This window comes from Devosia lucknowensis, from assembly GCF_900177655.1.
Taxonomy (GTDB): domain Bacteria; phylum Pseudomonadota; class Alphaproteobacteria; order Rhizobiales; family Devosiaceae; genus Devosia; species Devosia lucknowensis.
The window spans coordinates 589,219-603,178 of sequence record NZ_FXWK01000002.1 but is presented as its reverse complement, the minus strand read 5'-3'; the positions used below and the strand labels follow the sequence as shown (position 1 = coordinate 603,178).

The 13,960-nt window shown below is 61.9% G+C and carries 11 protein-coding genes; 7 read left to right on the top strand and 4 right to left on the bottom strand.

Going from position 1 to position 13,960, the window contains the following annotated elements:
• Positions 1-9 precede the first annotated feature (9 nt).
• On the bottom strand, positions 10-204 hold the full coding sequence (locus CCK88_RS15280; protein WP_086471442.1) for a hypothetical protein: 195 nt from the start codon (positions 202-204) through the stop codon (positions 10-12).
• Between the two features lie 93 nt (positions 205-297).
• On the opposite strand from CCK88_RS15280, the gene miaB reads away from it, so the two are divergent.
• Complete coding sequence (gene miaB, locus CCK88_RS15275) at positions 298-1,710, top strand: tRNA (N6-isopentenyl adenosine(37)-C2)-methylthiotransferase MiaB (RefSeq protein WP_086471441.1); 1,413 nt, start codon at positions 298-300, stop codon at positions 1,708-1,710.
• On the opposite strand, the gene treZ is transcribed toward miaB, so the two are convergent.
• Positions 1,711-3,546 carry a malto-oligosyltrehalose trehalohydrolase gene (treZ, locus tag CCK88_RS15270; protein ID WP_170926517.1) on the bottom strand — a complete coding sequence of 612 codons (1,836 nt, stop codon included), beginning with the start codon at positions 3,544-3,546 and terminating at the stop codon, positions 1,711-1,713. It lies immediately after the preceding gene.
• 262 nt (positions 3,547-3,808) lie between these two features.
• Between treZ and CCK88_RS15265 the strand changes: the two genes are divergently transcribed.
• The 3 genes from CCK88_RS15265 (at position 3,809) to CCK88_RS15255 (ending at position 6,476) form a co-directional block, all read left to right on the top strand.
• Entirely contained in the window at positions 3,809-4,870 is a 1,062-nt protein-coding gene (locus CCK88_RS15265) for a PhoH family protein (protein ID WP_244557556.1), read from the top strand.
• An 11-nt stretch (positions 4,871-4,881) separates the two neighbouring features.
• Positions 4,882-5,358 (top strand): rRNA maturation RNase YbeY, encoded by a 477-nt coding sequence (gene ybeY, locus CCK88_RS15260; protein ID WP_086471438.1) that lies wholly within the window; start codon positions 4,882-4,884, stop codon positions 5,356-5,358.
• Between the two features lie 197 nt (positions 5,359-5,555).
• The gene (locus CCK88_RS15255; RefSeq protein WP_086471437.1) at positions 5,556-6,476 is read left to right on the top strand and encodes a hemolysin family protein; all 921 of its coding nucleotides are present in this window, start codon (positions 5,556-5,558) and stop codon (positions 6,474-6,476) included.
• 48 nt (positions 6,477-6,524) lie between these two features.
• Here the strand turns inward: CCK88_RS15255 and CCK88_RS15250 are convergent, their stop codons facing one another.
• Together CCK88_RS15250 and CCK88_RS15245 are read right to left on the bottom strand one after the other, a co-directional pair.
• Complete coding sequence (locus CCK88_RS15250) at positions 6,525-9,314, bottom strand: FAD-binding and (Fe-S)-binding domain-containing protein (RefSeq protein ID WP_170926516.1); 2,790 nt, start codon at positions 9,312-9,314, stop codon at positions 6,525-6,527.
• 193 nt (positions 9,315-9,507) lie between these two features.
• The gene (locus CCK88_RS15245) at positions 9,508-10,443 is read right to left on the bottom strand and encodes a LysR family transcriptional regulator (protein WP_170926515.1); all 936 of its coding nucleotides are present in this window, start codon (positions 10,441-10,443) and stop codon (positions 9,508-9,510) included.
• Positions 10,444-10,822: 379 nt separating this feature from the next.
• Here CCK88_RS15245 and CCK88_RS15240 point away from each other — a divergent pair, with 379 nt between their 5' ends.
• The 3 genes from CCK88_RS15240 to CCK88_RS15230 are packed head-to-tail and all read left to right on the top strand — an operon-like array spanning position 10,823 to position 13,956.
• Positions 10,823-12,118, top strand: coding sequence for an ABC transporter substrate-binding protein (locus tag CCK88_RS15240; RefSeq protein ID WP_086471434.1), 1,296 nt, complete (start codon positions 10,823-10,825; stop codon positions 12,116-12,118).
• 13 nt (positions 12,119-12,131) lie between these two features.
• Positions 12,132-13,079, top strand: coding sequence for a carbohydrate ABC transporter permease (locus CCK88_RS15235; RefSeq protein ID WP_086471433.1), 948 nt, complete (start codon positions 12,132-12,134; stop codon positions 13,077-13,079).
• A 52-nt stretch (positions 13,080-13,131) separates the two neighbouring features.
• Positions 13,132-13,956 carry a carbohydrate ABC transporter permease gene (locus CCK88_RS15230; RefSeq protein WP_170926554.1) on the top strand — a complete coding sequence of 275 codons (825 nt, stop codon included), beginning with the start codon at positions 13,132-13,134 and terminating at the stop codon, positions 13,954-13,956.
• The last annotated feature ends 4 nt before the right edge of the window (positions 13,957-13,960 follow it).

Sequence of the window (13,960 nt, the reverse complement as noted above, 5' to 3'; positions counted from 1 at the left end):
AGACTGAACTCAGTACTTGGCGCTGGAATCGCTGGCCGGGAAGCTTTCGTCCGAGGCTTCGTCGACCTCGTCCCAATGTTCGGGCTGGTCCTTCATCGACTCTGGCCCTGCGTCGCGCACCTGTACGGGATCGTTCTTGGAGCCGGGCTTGCGTCCATCGCGCATGGCTGCGGCATGGGCAGTCGATTTGTCTTGCTTCTGCATTGTCGCTCTCATGTCTCGAACTGGTAGAACACCCCACGCGTCGGTAAGTTGCAGGGCATGGCATCCATTTGCGGCCTCTGATAAACAGCGCCCATGACCGATACCGAAATCATGCCCCAGGCCGCGTCAAAGCGCGTGTTCATCAAGACCTATGGGTGTCAGATGAACGTTTATGACAGCGACCGCATGGCCGATGCGCTGGCGCCGCAAGGCTATATCCCGACTCAGGACATTGGCGAGGCTGACCTCGTTCTCCTAAATACCTGCCATATCCGGGAAAAAGCGAGTGAAAAGGTTTTTTCCGAGCTCGGCCGGCTCAAGGAGTTGCAGGGCGAGAAACGCGCATCCGGCGGCGACATGATGATTGGCGTGGCAGGCTGCGTGGCACAGGCGGAAGGCGAGGAAATCGCCCGTCGCGCGCCGGTTGTCGACATGGTTTTCGGTCCCCAGGCCTATCACCGGCTGCCGGAAATGCTCGAGCGCGCCAGTGCCCAGCGTCATCTGCACCCTTCGCTCAAGAAAGCGGTGATCGACACCGACTTTCCGGAGGAAGACAAGTTCGCCCATCTGCCTGCGGCGAAAAAGGAAGTGACCATCAAGCGGGGTCTCACCGCCTTCCTCACCGTGCAGGAAGGCTGCGACAAGTTCTGCTCGTTCTGCGTCGTGCCCTATACCCGAGGCGCCGAAGTCAGCCGCCCGGTTGCCCAGGTCCTGGCCGAGGCGCGCAACCTTGTCGAAGCCGGGGTCAAGGAACTGACCCTGCTCGGCCAGAACGTCAACGCCTATCACGGCGTCGACGCCGCCGGTCGAAGCGTCGGCCTGGGCGAGCTGGCCTATCTCCTGGCCGAAATCCCGGGGCTTGAACGCCTGCGCTACACCACCAGCCATCCGCGCGACATGGACGATGCCCTGATCGAAGCGCATCGCGACCTCCCGCTCCTCATGCCGTATCTGCATCTTCCGGTGCAGTCGGGGTCCGATCGCATCCTCAAGGCCATGAACCGCAAGCATACGTCGGCTCAATATCTTCGGCTGATCGAGCGGATCAAGTCTGCCCGCCCGGATATGGCGCTTTCGGGCGATTTCATCGTCGGCTTCCCTGGGGAAACCGATCAGGATTTCGAGGATACCCTGACCATCATCCGGGAAACCGGTTACGCCTCGGCCTACTCGTTCAAGTATTCGACCCGTCCCGGCACGCCCGGCGCCAGTCTGGGCGATCAGATTGCCGAGGAGGTCAAAACCGAACGCCTCTACCGCCTGCAGGAACTGGTCAACCGGCAAACGACCGATTTCCATGCCTCATGCGTGGGCAAGACGCTCCCGGTGCTGATCGAGCGCGTGGGTCGCATGCCCGGACAGGTCGGCGGCCGTTCGCCCTATCTCCAGGCCGTACATCTGGATGGGTCGACCGACCTCATTGGCGCCATCCACGATGTCGAGATTATCGGCACCAGCACCAATTCCCTGGTTGGTCGCCTTAAGCAGGCGGTGGCGGCCGCGTGATCAGGCCTGCGGCTTCAGCACGAGCGTGCAGTCAGCCGGCAGGATCCAGTAGGCTGCTGCATCCATCGGCCGGCGCCCGGCGCCGCCATAGTCTGGATGTTCGCTCGACCAATATGGCATCCATCTGTGTCCCGGCGGTGGCGCCAGCAGGGGCTCCGCCGTCACCCCCATGTTGTGGTCGCGCCCCAGGTTGATCAGCAGCAGCCTGTGGCCGGAAGGGTCGTGCGTGGTGACCCGAATCACCAACGCCGCATCGCCGAGTACCGCCCCATCGATACGGCGCTCCGATGTCTGCGAAAAACTCGGGTCCTCGCGCCGCATCTGCAGCAGATCGCGGTGTAGCGCTAAAATTGGGGCGTTGGATTCCGCCTCTGCCCAGTCGAGCTTGCTGCGCACGAATGTCGATCGGTCGTCCGGGCGCGCCAGGAGATTCTGCATGACCGGGTCTACGACCGAAGGGAAATTGCTCACCGACTGGCGCCGCCCTGTCGCAACACTTTCCGCTTCTTCGCCATCAATGCCGAAGAAATAGAGGAATGGATTGGACGAAGCGAATTCCTGTCCCTGGAACAGGCAGGGCGTTTGAGGCCCGAGGAGCAGCAGCGCGGTGATCGCCCGCAACCGCGCCGGCGCCATCAGCGCGCCCAGCCGGGCTCCGGTGGCCGAATTGGCCACCTGGTCGTGGTTCTCCAGAAAATGCACGAAGCGCTGTGCCGGCGTGTCGAGATTGTAGGTGCCATAGGCCGCGTCGCGCATGTCCGAGCGCTGCCCCTGATACAGAAATCCGTACTTCAGGGCGGAGATCAGCTCCTGCGGCGTCCCCAGATAATCGCGATAGTAGAAGTCGTTGTGGCCCGTTGCCGCCACCCTCACGGCATGCTGGAAGTCGTCGCTGTACATGGCGTCGACCCCCATCCCGCCTTGTTCGGGCCGCTCGATCATCAGCCGCTCCTGCGGTTGGTTCTCTACCACCATATAGGCCGTTCGCGGCGCCGCGGCGGTGCGCACGGCGCGCGTGATGGCGGCGACCACATGCTCGTCGCTGTCGTCGATCATCGCCTGCACGGCATCGAGCCGAAGCCCGTCGACATGGAAGGCCTCGATCCAGTAGACCGCGTTGCCCACGATGAAATCGCGCACGGCCGATGCGCCGTTCTCGTAGTCGTCGTAGTTGAAACTTGCGCCCCATTCGCTCTCGTGGCGCTTGGTGAAGAACTGCTCGCCATAGGCGCGGAAGTGATCTCCGAGGCCGACATGGTTGTAGACCACGTCCAGGATGACCGCGATGCCGAGCGCATGCGCAGTATCGACGAAGCGCCGCATGTCGTCAGGCGAGCCATAGGGCGCAAATGGGGCGTAGGGCAGGGTCGTGTCATAGCCCCAGCCGAACGCACCCTTGAATGTGCCGATTGGCATCACCTGCACGATGGTCACCCCCAGCGCCTTGAGCGCCTCGAGTTTTTCCAACGCCCCCGGCCAGGTTCCTTCCGGCGTGAATGTGCCGATATGGAGCTCGTAGATGACCTCGTCCGAAGCGGACGGACCGGGCCAGTCGCCATCGGTCCACTTAAAGCTGTCGCTCACCACTACGGAGGGGCCGTCATTGCCGTCGGGCTGCCAGCGCGAGGCGAGGTCCGGAACGGGGGCTCCGCCGTCCAGCCTGAACATGTATCGGTCTCCCGCGGTGACCCCTGGCACATGCCCCGCGAAATAGCCTTTGCCTTGCGGCGATAGGGAAAAGCTTCCCTTTCCCGTCACCACCACCTCGGCCTCACGATGATCGGGAGCCCACACACCGAACAGTGTGCCCGATTGATCCACTATTGCACCAAACATGTTGGGCGTTTCTCCAATGTCGCCCTGCAATGCCCCTCGGAACATCAGGGTTCCGCAAAATGGCCGGACGTGCGTCCGCAACTCTAACGACGCACTGACGCGCGTTTGCTCGCAATGCTCGTCCGTGAAAGCCTTGCGATATCCGTTCACCGTCACAAAATATCTACAGACAGCGAACGCAAATCATCCTAGCGTCGTTACTGCACTGGGCGACGCGCTCCGCGGCGCCCCCTTCGGGAGCCGAGAAAGTTTGAGCAGGCACTTGCCACCCACCGCCGATAATGCCCTCGCATCGCAACTCGAACTCGCCTTTGAAGACAATCGCCTGGCTGCCCAGCTCTATGGCGATTTCGACCAGAACCTCGCCCTCATTGAACAGCGCCTTGCCGTCTCGGCCACGCCGAGGGGTAATCATGTGCTGATCAAGGGTGCGGCCAGCAAGGTCGATCAGGCAAGACGTGTTCTTGAATCGCTCTATGCCGGCCTCGAGGAAGGCCGCGCCATGGACATCGCCGATGTCGATGCCGTCATCCGTATGATCGAGACCGAAGACAGTCAGCTCACCCTGCCCACGCTCGAGCGCAAGGGCAAGGTTCGCATGGCCCAGATCGCCACCCGCAAGTCCACCATCGTCGCGCGCACCCCGGCTCAGGATGCCTATATGCGCGCCATGGAGCGCAGCGAGCTGGTGTTCGGCATCGGTCCGGCTGGTACGGGCAAGACTTATCTTGCCGTGGCCCATGCCGCTTCCCTCCTCGAGCGCGGTGATATCAATCGCATCATTCTTTCCCGTCCGGCCGTTGAGGCCGGTGAGCGCCTCGGCTTTCTGCCGGGCGACATGAAGGAAAAGGTCGATCCCTACCTGCGTCCGCTCTACGACGCTCTCTATGACATGATGAAGCCCGAAAACGTCGAGCGCTGCATCACCTCCGGCATCATCGAAGTTGCCCCGCTCGCCTTCATGCGCGGTCGCACCTTGTCGAACGCGGTGGTCATCCTCGACGAGGCGCAGAACACCACGTCAATGCAGATGAAGATGTTTTTGACCCGCCTTGGCGAGAACTCCAAGATGATCGTCACGGGCGATCCGACCCAGGTGGATTTGCCGCGCGGTGAAAAGTCGGGCCTCGTCGAAGCCGTCAACCTCCTCGATGGCGTCGAAGGCGTGCATATCTCGCGCTTTAATGACAAGGACGTGGTGCGCCACGCTCTGGTTGGGCGCATCGTCCGCGCCTATGAAGCCGATACCGCGCGCCGTCTCGCCGACAAAGAAGGCGACAGGCAGGGTCTCGAACGCGTCCTTGGCGCTGCGCCCCGGAGCTGAGCTACCCGCCCATGCCCGTATCGCCGCCTCTTGAAATTGCCGTCATCCGAAACGCGGATGGCTGGCCTGAGCATTTCGATGCCTTGGCCGAAAAAGCCGTGCTCGCGGCGCTGGCCGGGGCCAAGCCCAAGGTCAAGGGCGCTGCAGAGATTTCGGTTCTCCTCACCGACGACGAGGAACAGCGCGAGCTCAACGCTCAGTGGCGTGGTAAGGACAGTTCCACCAACGTCCTGAGCTTTCCCCAGATCGAGCCTTTCGATCCGGTCATCGGCCTCCTTGGGGACATCACCCTTGCGCGCGAAACGCTGGAGCGTGAGGCAGTAGATCTGGGCAAGAGCCTTGAGGATCACTTCACCCACCTAATGGTGCATGGCTTTCTGCACATTTTGGGGTATGATCATATGGATGAGGCGGAAGCCCTTCAAATGGAAGGGCTGGAAACCCGAATACTGGCCGGGTTGGGGGTAGACGACCCCTATGCCGACTGACCTGCGCCAGGGAACTCCCTGGTGATCGGGGCATTCTCCGTCCCTAAGTGCAACAAAGCCGTCACCTGGACGGCGTGAGATGAATGAACGATAGCCAAGACAAGGCCCTTCGGGTGGCCGAAAACCCGGAGCCTCCCTCTAGTCCCGCCTCCGCCGCCACGCGGGGGCCAACACTATGGAACCGGCTCAAGGGTCTGATGGCCCGAACCACTGTATCCCTTCGTGACGACTTGCAGGTCGCCCTCGAGGAGACGGGAAGCGCGGAAACCGCCGACTTCTCCGAAAGCGAGCGGCTGATCCTGCAGAATGTTCTGAAACTCTCCAAGGTGTCCATCGACGACGTCATGGTGGAGAGATCCGACATGCAGGCCGTTCCTTCAGACATCAACCTTGGCACGCTCCTGGCCCGGTTCCGGCAGGTCGGTCACTCCCGTCTACCGGTCTATGACGAGGGTCTGGATGACATAAAGGGCTTCATCCATATCAAGGACGCCCTCTCCAAGATCACCGAGCCGGTTCTCGATCCTGACAAGGAAGTGCCGGTAAAATTGCTCTCGACTGCCCTTCGGCAGAAGATCAGCAAGCTGGGTATCATGCGCCCGGCCATGTTCGTTCCCACCTTCATGCCGGCCGCCGACTTGCTGCAGTCCATGCGCGCCAGTCGCACCCACATGGCCATCGTCGTTGACGAATATGGCGGCACCGATGGTCTCGTTACCATCGAGGACCTGCTCGAGGCCGTGGTGGGCGAGATCGAGGACGAACACGACGTCACCGAAGCGGCGCTGATCCGCAAAGTCAACGACGACACCTACGTCGCCAATGCCCGCGCCGAACTCGACGATGTACAGGCCGTCATTGGACCCGACTTTGCACCTGGAGACCTTGCGGCAGATGTGGAGACGCTGGGTGGTCTGGTGTTCGACCTTGCCGGCCACGTCCCCAAGCGGGGAGAGCGCGTAACCGGTCTCGATGGCTTCGAGTTCGAGATCCTGGCCGCCGACAGCCGCCGCATCAAGCGCCTTCGCATTCACCGCCGGCGCGACCAGATCGTCGCCGTCGAACCGCTGGCCATAACCGACCAGCGGCCGGAAGCCGAAAAGCTCGCAGCGGAATAGCATCCCGCCACCCTGCTGCCCTCCGTGGAGCAGGGTGGCGGTGCTCTTCTATCTGCTCGCCCATTCCAGCAGGCTTGCCAGACTGACGAACGGCACCCCGGCATGCTCGGACAAGCCCGACGCGCAGGTCGATACGGTGGAAACTCCGAGCTCACACCCCTCCGGGATGTCCAATCCGACACGCCTCGTCGCATGGGCGTTGAGTTCGGGAACGAACAGCCCCTTGTCTCCGGCATAGCCGCAGCACGTCACCGCGGAAAGCACAGCGATGCGCTCCGCGCAGGCCGCGGCGATTGCCTCAGTGGCTGGCTGCTCCGCCAGGCGTTGCGCCGAGCAATTGTGGTGCACGGCAACGACGGGCAGTTTTTGGGTGAGCTTCAGTTTTGGCAGGACATGAGTAAGGAGAAATTGCGCGGAATCAAGGACTGTCGCATCCCCCGGAAACTCCTTGAGGTGCTTGGCGCAGGTTGACGCGTCAGTGACGACAGGGAGGCTTCCATTCCCCGACAGCTCTGAAAGTTTGGCATTAAGCGTTCCACCCACGTCCGCGGCTTCCTCGGGAAAACCCTTGGACTGGAACGGCTGGCCACAGCATTGTCCATTGAGACGCTCGGGCATGATCACGTCGTATCCGGCTCGTTCGAGCAGTGCCATCATCGCCTTGGGCGTATCGAGCAGGTCATGCGAGGTCTTGGGGGCTCCGAACATGCGGCTTGGACAGGCCGGGAAGTAGACGACTGAGGGGCGCCCGGTCTGCGCAATCGGCACCGGAAAGCCCGTGCGGCGCGGATTTTGTCTGTTGTCCCGCGCCTCGGGTGCCCCGGGTCCATGGCGCAAGGCACGCGAGACCCGTGGTATTCGCTTGTTGGTCACGCGGCGGGCGGCCTCGGTGACGGCTTCCACCACCGTTGCGGGAACCACGACGCGGGCGGCGTCAGCGACCGCCACCCCGCCGCGCATCACTGTTTCCACCGCCCCGCGATGGTCGGCCGCAAATCGGGCCACGGCATGGGCAGTGCTGCCGCGACGCCGGGCCCTTTCGCCCATGATCATCGTGCCGGTTTCGATACCCACGGGACAGCGTAGTGAGCAAAGGTTGCACGCCGCGCAGGTGTCCATCCCGGCATATTGGAAATCGGCATCGAGCCGCGCGAGGCGAGCCGGGTCTTCGCCATAGGCCCGCAGGCGTTCGCGCTCCCGGGTCACGGCAATGCGCTGGCGCGGGGTCAGCGTCATGTGGTGGCTGGGGCACGCCGGCTCGCAGAAGCCGCATTCGATGCAAAGGTCCACGAGCTCGTCGCTGAGCGGCATCACCTTCAGGTTCTTGACGTGGACCTTGGGGTCGGCATTGAGCAGCACGCCGGGATTGAGCAGGCGCTCCGGGTCGAACAGGTCTTTGATGCGGTGCATGATCGCATAGGCCTTGGGACCCCACTCCGCCTCCACGAATGGTGCAATGGCGCGACCGGTACCATGCTCGGCCTTGAGCGAACCACCATAGCGCCGCGATACGAGCTCGCTCAGTTCCTGGTTGAACCTGTCGAACTTGGCGGCCGCTCCCGGCTTGGAAAAATCGTCGCCCATCTGGAAATGGAGGTTGCCCGCCAGTGCGTGGCCGAAGATCACCGCGTCCTGGTAGCCGTGTGCGTCCAGCATGGTCCTCAGGTCCACGACGAATTCGGCGAGCCTCTCGATGGGTGCCGCCACGTCTTCGGTCAGCATGATGCTCCCCTTGGGTCGCGCGGCGCCGGCAGACGTGAAGAAGCCCTTGCGGATATCCCAAAGCGCGTGGCTGCGATGCTCGTCGCGGCTGAGATCGACATGGGTGGCGCCATGCCGGACGAGGAGCGCCTCGGCCTTGGCGATCTCCGCCATCAGCGTTGCCTCGTCAGGCGCGGTGACGTCGATCAGGACGGCAGGGGACGTGGCTGTCAGCCAGGGTAGGAGCGGCGCCATCGGCGGCAGGTGTTCGACGGTCGAGAGGGCCCGGCGTTCGATATATTCTGCAGCAGTGACACCGGTCGTGACCTGAACGCCGCCATTGGCCATTTCTATGATGGCGCGGCCGGCCGATTGCGGGTCCGGAAACGGGACCAATCCCGTGGCCTTGAACGGATGCTCGGGGACGGTGTTGTAGGTCACCTCGGAAACGAAGCCCAATGTGCCTTCAGAGCCGACCATGAGATGAATCAGGATGTCGAGGGGGTCGTGATAGTCGACGAGGGCATTGAGAGAATAGCCCACCGTGTTCTTGATCCGATATTTGTGTCGGATAAGGGCCGTAAGTTCCGCATCGCCGGCGATCTCGTGGTGCAGATGGTGCAGGTCTTCGAGCATTGCGGCATGGCTGATGCGAAAAGCGTCGCGGCTGGCCGGGTCGCCCGAATCCAGCGCTGTCCCGTCGGGCAGCACGATGCGAAGGCGCGACATGGTATGGTAGGTGTTCTGCGCCACGCCGCAGCACATGCCCGAAGAGTTGTTGTTGACCACGCCACCGATCTTGCACGTGGCTTGGCTGGCCGGATCGGGGCCGATCTTTTTGTCGAATGGCTTGAGGGCGCGATTGGCTTCGGCCACGATGACCGCTGGCCCCAGCGTCACCTGTTCGGCCCCCGGATGGATGTCGAGCTTGCGCCAGCCATCGCCCAGAACCGCGAGAACACCATCGGTCACCGCCTGTCCCGAAAGAGATGTGCCGGCGGCACGGAAGGTGACCGGAAGCCCCTCGGCGCGTGCAGCCTCGAAGACGGCGCGCACGTCGTCTTCGGAATTGATGAATACCACGACTGCGGGGATCAGCCGGTAGGAGCTGGCGTCGCCGCTCCAGGCGTAAGTCATGAGCGGGTCGGTATGTATTGCGCCGCGCACGCGCCCGTTGAGGCGGGCGGCGACCCGTGTTCCGGCGGCCAGGCGCTCAGGTGTCTGGGCGTGGGCTTGAAGAGAGAAGTCTAAGGCTTGCTGCATGTCCGCAAGCTAACATGTCAGCAAGTGGGCATGGAATCAAAATCGCGATCCAGCGGTGGTCTGTTTATCACCGTTTGCCCGGCTTCCAGGGTGGCAGAGCGGCGTGAGCGGCACGGGTGATCCGATCGATAAGGTCCTCGAGCCGGTCCTCGCCTCGACGCTCCCGCAGCACATAGATCCCGGCCACCGCCCGCCTGGGTTCGTCCCGCTGCTGCACCTCGACCAGCCCGCGCCTGCTGAAGTCCTCCCGCATCACATGCGTGTGCACGAGCACGGCGTTTGTTGCCAGTGTGTAGTCCACGCAGGCGGCGAGGGAGTTGGTGCGCAAGGCAACGCTTGTGCGATCGAACACCGTTTCGACGCGCGCACGCCTGCGGGCCGGGTCAAAAAACCGCTCATGCCGGCTTTCGGCGAGCGAACTGATGACGATCGGATATCTGTCGATCTCCGCCAGGGTTTGCTTGCGCCTGAGGAGCTCGTGTCCCTCCCGGACGAAGAAGGCATTGTAGACCCGCGTGAGGGGAATGAAGTCCGTGCCGATAGCGCCGCTGAGGCCTTCGATTTCATGCGCCAGGAACATGGAGATGTCCCCCGAAAGCATCTGGTCCATGAGGCGCAGCTGATTGCCGAGGCTGATCTGGACCGGGGCCTTGGGAAATTCCTGCTGATACGCAATCACCATGTCCCGGAGGAACATGGTCCACCAGGAATAGCCCGACCCGATCGACATGCCTTTCTCGGTGCCGCGCTTCTGGTCGGCGATGGCGTTGAGCGTGTTGTCGTAGAGCCTTTGCATCAGGCGGGCGTTTTCGTAGAGCGTCTCGCCGTAGCGCGTGAGCTGCATGCCTTTGGATGAGCGATCGAACAGGGGCGCTCCGACGGTCTCCTCGAGCTTGTTCATGTTGAAACTGAGCGTCGGCTGCGTGATGAACAGCGCGGTCGCCGCTCCGCTCAGCGATCCCGCATCGGCCACGGCCAGAAACTGTGTAAGCAGCTTGTCCACACTGGTCACCCGTCCCATAGAATTTTTCTATAGAGTGTCGGGTGTTTCGTAATTTTCCAATCGCTATTTTTGCGCCACTGTTTGGGAACAAGACACGCCTGCCCGGCACCAATCCAGCGAAGGCATCCCGAGGGATATCACGTCCCGGTCACTTCCATACAAGATCGTTGCCGGTCCGTTGATCGCCGTGCTAGGGTAACTGACTGGTTATTTCGGATTTGAAAGGTGAGAGCCCGACTTAAAACCCGCGAAATGGGGCGATTGACACCTCGTTCAAAGGTCTTATCGTAGTAACCAGTTGGTGACTTAGCGGCGGGGAGGCTGCTGAGCACTTCGGTTCCGCAGGGCGGAACGGCAACTGTTTAATGGGAGGAAAAACATGACACTTCGACTTGGACGCCGTCAGTTTCTGATGGGTTCTTCGGCTCTGGCCGCTGCGGCAGCCTTCGGGGCCGGCCCGGCCTGGGCCCAGGCGGGCCTGCGCCAGTTCTTCTGGGGTGGTCAGGCGCGCGCCGACCGCACCTATGGCGTCAACGATCTCTTTGCGGCGTCCGAAGGCGGCGCGCAGGTAGACAGCAGCTTCCTGGGCTGGGGCGATTACTGGCCCAAGCTCGCGACCGAGACCGCTGGCGGCAATGCGCCCGATATCATCCAGATGGACTATCGCTACATCGTTGAATACGCCAAGCGCGGTGCAATTGCCCCGCTCGACGACTATGTCGGCGGCGCACTCAAGCTCGATGGCTTCGACGAAGACCAGCTCGAGGGCGGCAAGGTGGATGGCAAGCTCTATGGCGTGAGCCTTGGCGCCAATTCGGTCGCCCAGCTCGTCAACCTCGCGGCTTTCGAGGAAGCCGGCGTCGAGCCACCGAACCGCGATACGACCTATGATGACATTCGCGCCATGGGCGAGGCCTTCAAGGCCGCCAATATCCGCGGTGGCATGAAGGTAATTTCCGACGGCTCCGGGTCCGAGCCGATGCTCGACAACTGGCTGCGCCAGAAGGGTCTCGCACTCTATACCGCTGATGGCAAGCTCGGCTTCGGTGCCGAGGAAATGACCGAGTGGTTCACCCTCTGGAATGGTTTCCGCACCGACGGTATCTGCGTCACCGCGGAAGACCAGGCTCTCGATACCAACGGGCCGCTCGAAACCACGATGGTGGTGCTGGGCAAAGCGGCGATGATGCCGTCCAACTCCAACCAGCTGGTGGCCTTCCAGACCCTGGTGCAGGACGAGCTCACCATCACCAACTACCCGCGTATCGCTGCCGGTGTCGGTGGCGGGCACTATCGCAAGCCCTCCATGTTCTTCTCGGTAGGCGGTTCGTCCGCAAACAAGGAACTTGCGGCTCAGTATCTCAGCTTCTTCGTGAACGATCTCGAGGCCGCCAAGATTCTGGGTGTCGAGCGTGGCATTCCCTGCATCGGCACCGTGCGCGAAACCATCGCTCCCGAGCTCAATGCGCAGGATCAGATCGCCCTCGATTTCGTGGCCAACCTTGGCGACCTGCTTGGGCCGCTGCCGCCGCCCCCGCCGGCGGCTGCAGGTGAAATCGACATCTCCCTGCTGCGCACGCTCAGCCAGGAAGTGGCCTTTGGCGCACGTTCGGCCGAGGATGCCGGCCAGTACTTCGTGACTGAAGCCACGGCCATTCTCGAACGCCAGGCCTAAGTCAGGAACGCTCATGGCCACGCAGGTCGATACTACCGCTTCAAACGGAACCGGCCGCGTGGCCACCCCGTCCTTCTGGTCGGGGGTATGGCAGAACCATGCCCCCGGTTATCTGTTCCTTCTGCCCTGGTTCATCGGTTTCCTCGGCCTCACCATCGGGCCGATTCTCACCTCGTTTTATCTCAGCTTCACGCATTTCGACCTGCTGACCGCGCCGCGCTGGGCCGGCATGGACAATTATGTGCGCATGTTCACCAATGATCCGAAGTTCGCCGCCTCCATGCGGGTGACGTTTTTCTTCGTGATCTTCTCGGTGCCACTCAAGCTCGCCTTCGCGCTCGGCGTCGCCCTTTTGCTCAATCGCGGCATGAAGGGGCTGCCGCTCTACCGCGCCCTGTTCTACCTGCCGAGCCTGCTTGGCGCATCGGTAGCCATCGCCATCCTCTGGCGCCAGATTTTTGCCGGCAATGGTCTCGTGAACCAGGTCCTCGCCAATTTTGGCATTGTCGGACCGAGCTGGATTTCCAATCCGAACTATTCGCTCTGGACGCTGATCATCCTCGCCATCTGGCAGTTCGGTTCGCCCATGATCATCTTCCTCGCCGGCCTGCGGCAGATCCCGCAGGACATGTACGAGGCCGCGAGCCTCGATGGCGCCGGCAAGTGGCGGCAGTTCTGGAAGATCACTCTGCCCATGCTCACCCCGGTCGTGTTCTTCAACGCCATTATCCAGACCATCGAGGCCTTCAAGAGCTTCACCCCGGCCTTCATCATCTCCGGCGGAACCGGCAATCCGATCAACTCGACCCTGTTCTACACGCTCTACCTTTACAACGAGGCCTTTGGCTTCTTCCGCATGGGTTACGCGTCGGCTCTGGCGTGGGTCCTGCTTGCCATCGTCTCGCTGTTCACCGCCTTTTCGTTCCTGACTTCGAAATACTGGGTGCATTATGACGACTGATGCAAGCCGTCTCACCGTCGTCACGTCCACGTCTCCCACCCGGCGCAAGGTCATGTCGGTGGTCTCTCACGCGTTGCTGATCGGCGCGTCGATCATCATGCTTTACCCACTGCTCTGGCTGCTGGCCGCGTCGTTCAGGCCGGAGAACGAGATCTTCACCTCCGGAATATCGGTTCTGCCCTCCACCTCCTGGAGCATCGATTCCTACTTCCGCGGCTGGAACGGGCTTCGTGTAAGTTTCGGGCAGCTCTTCCTCAACAGCTTCGTGATTTCCATTCTCAGCGTCTGCGGCAATGTCCTTGCCTGTTCGCTCGCGGCCTATGCGTTCGCCAGGCTTGAATTCTTTGGGCGTCGGTTTTGGTTCGCCATGATGCTGATGACGCTGATGCTGCCCTACCAGGTGACGCTCATCCCCCAATATGTGCTTTTCCTGAACCTTGGTTGGGTCAACACCTTCCTGCCGCTTGTCGTGCCCAAGTTTCTCGCTGCGGACGCCTTCTTCATCTTCCTGATGGTTCAGTTCTTCCGCGGAATTCCCAAGGAGCTCGATGAAGCCGCGCGCATGGATGGCGCAGGGCCATGGAGGATCTACTGGAAGATCATCATGCCGCTCTCCATGCCGGTGCTGGCCACTGCGGCGATCTTCACCTTCATCTGGACCTGGGACGACTTTTTCGGACCGCTCATCTATCTCAGCGATCTGCGTCAATACACGGTCATGCTGGGGCTCCGGACCTTCACGGACTCCACCGGCATGTCCGATTATGGCGGCCTCTTCGCCATGAGCGTCCTCAGCCTCGTACCCATCTTCGTGTTTTTCCTGATCTTCCAGCGGCTGCTGATCGAAGGCATCGCGACGACGGGCATGAAGCGCTAGTTTC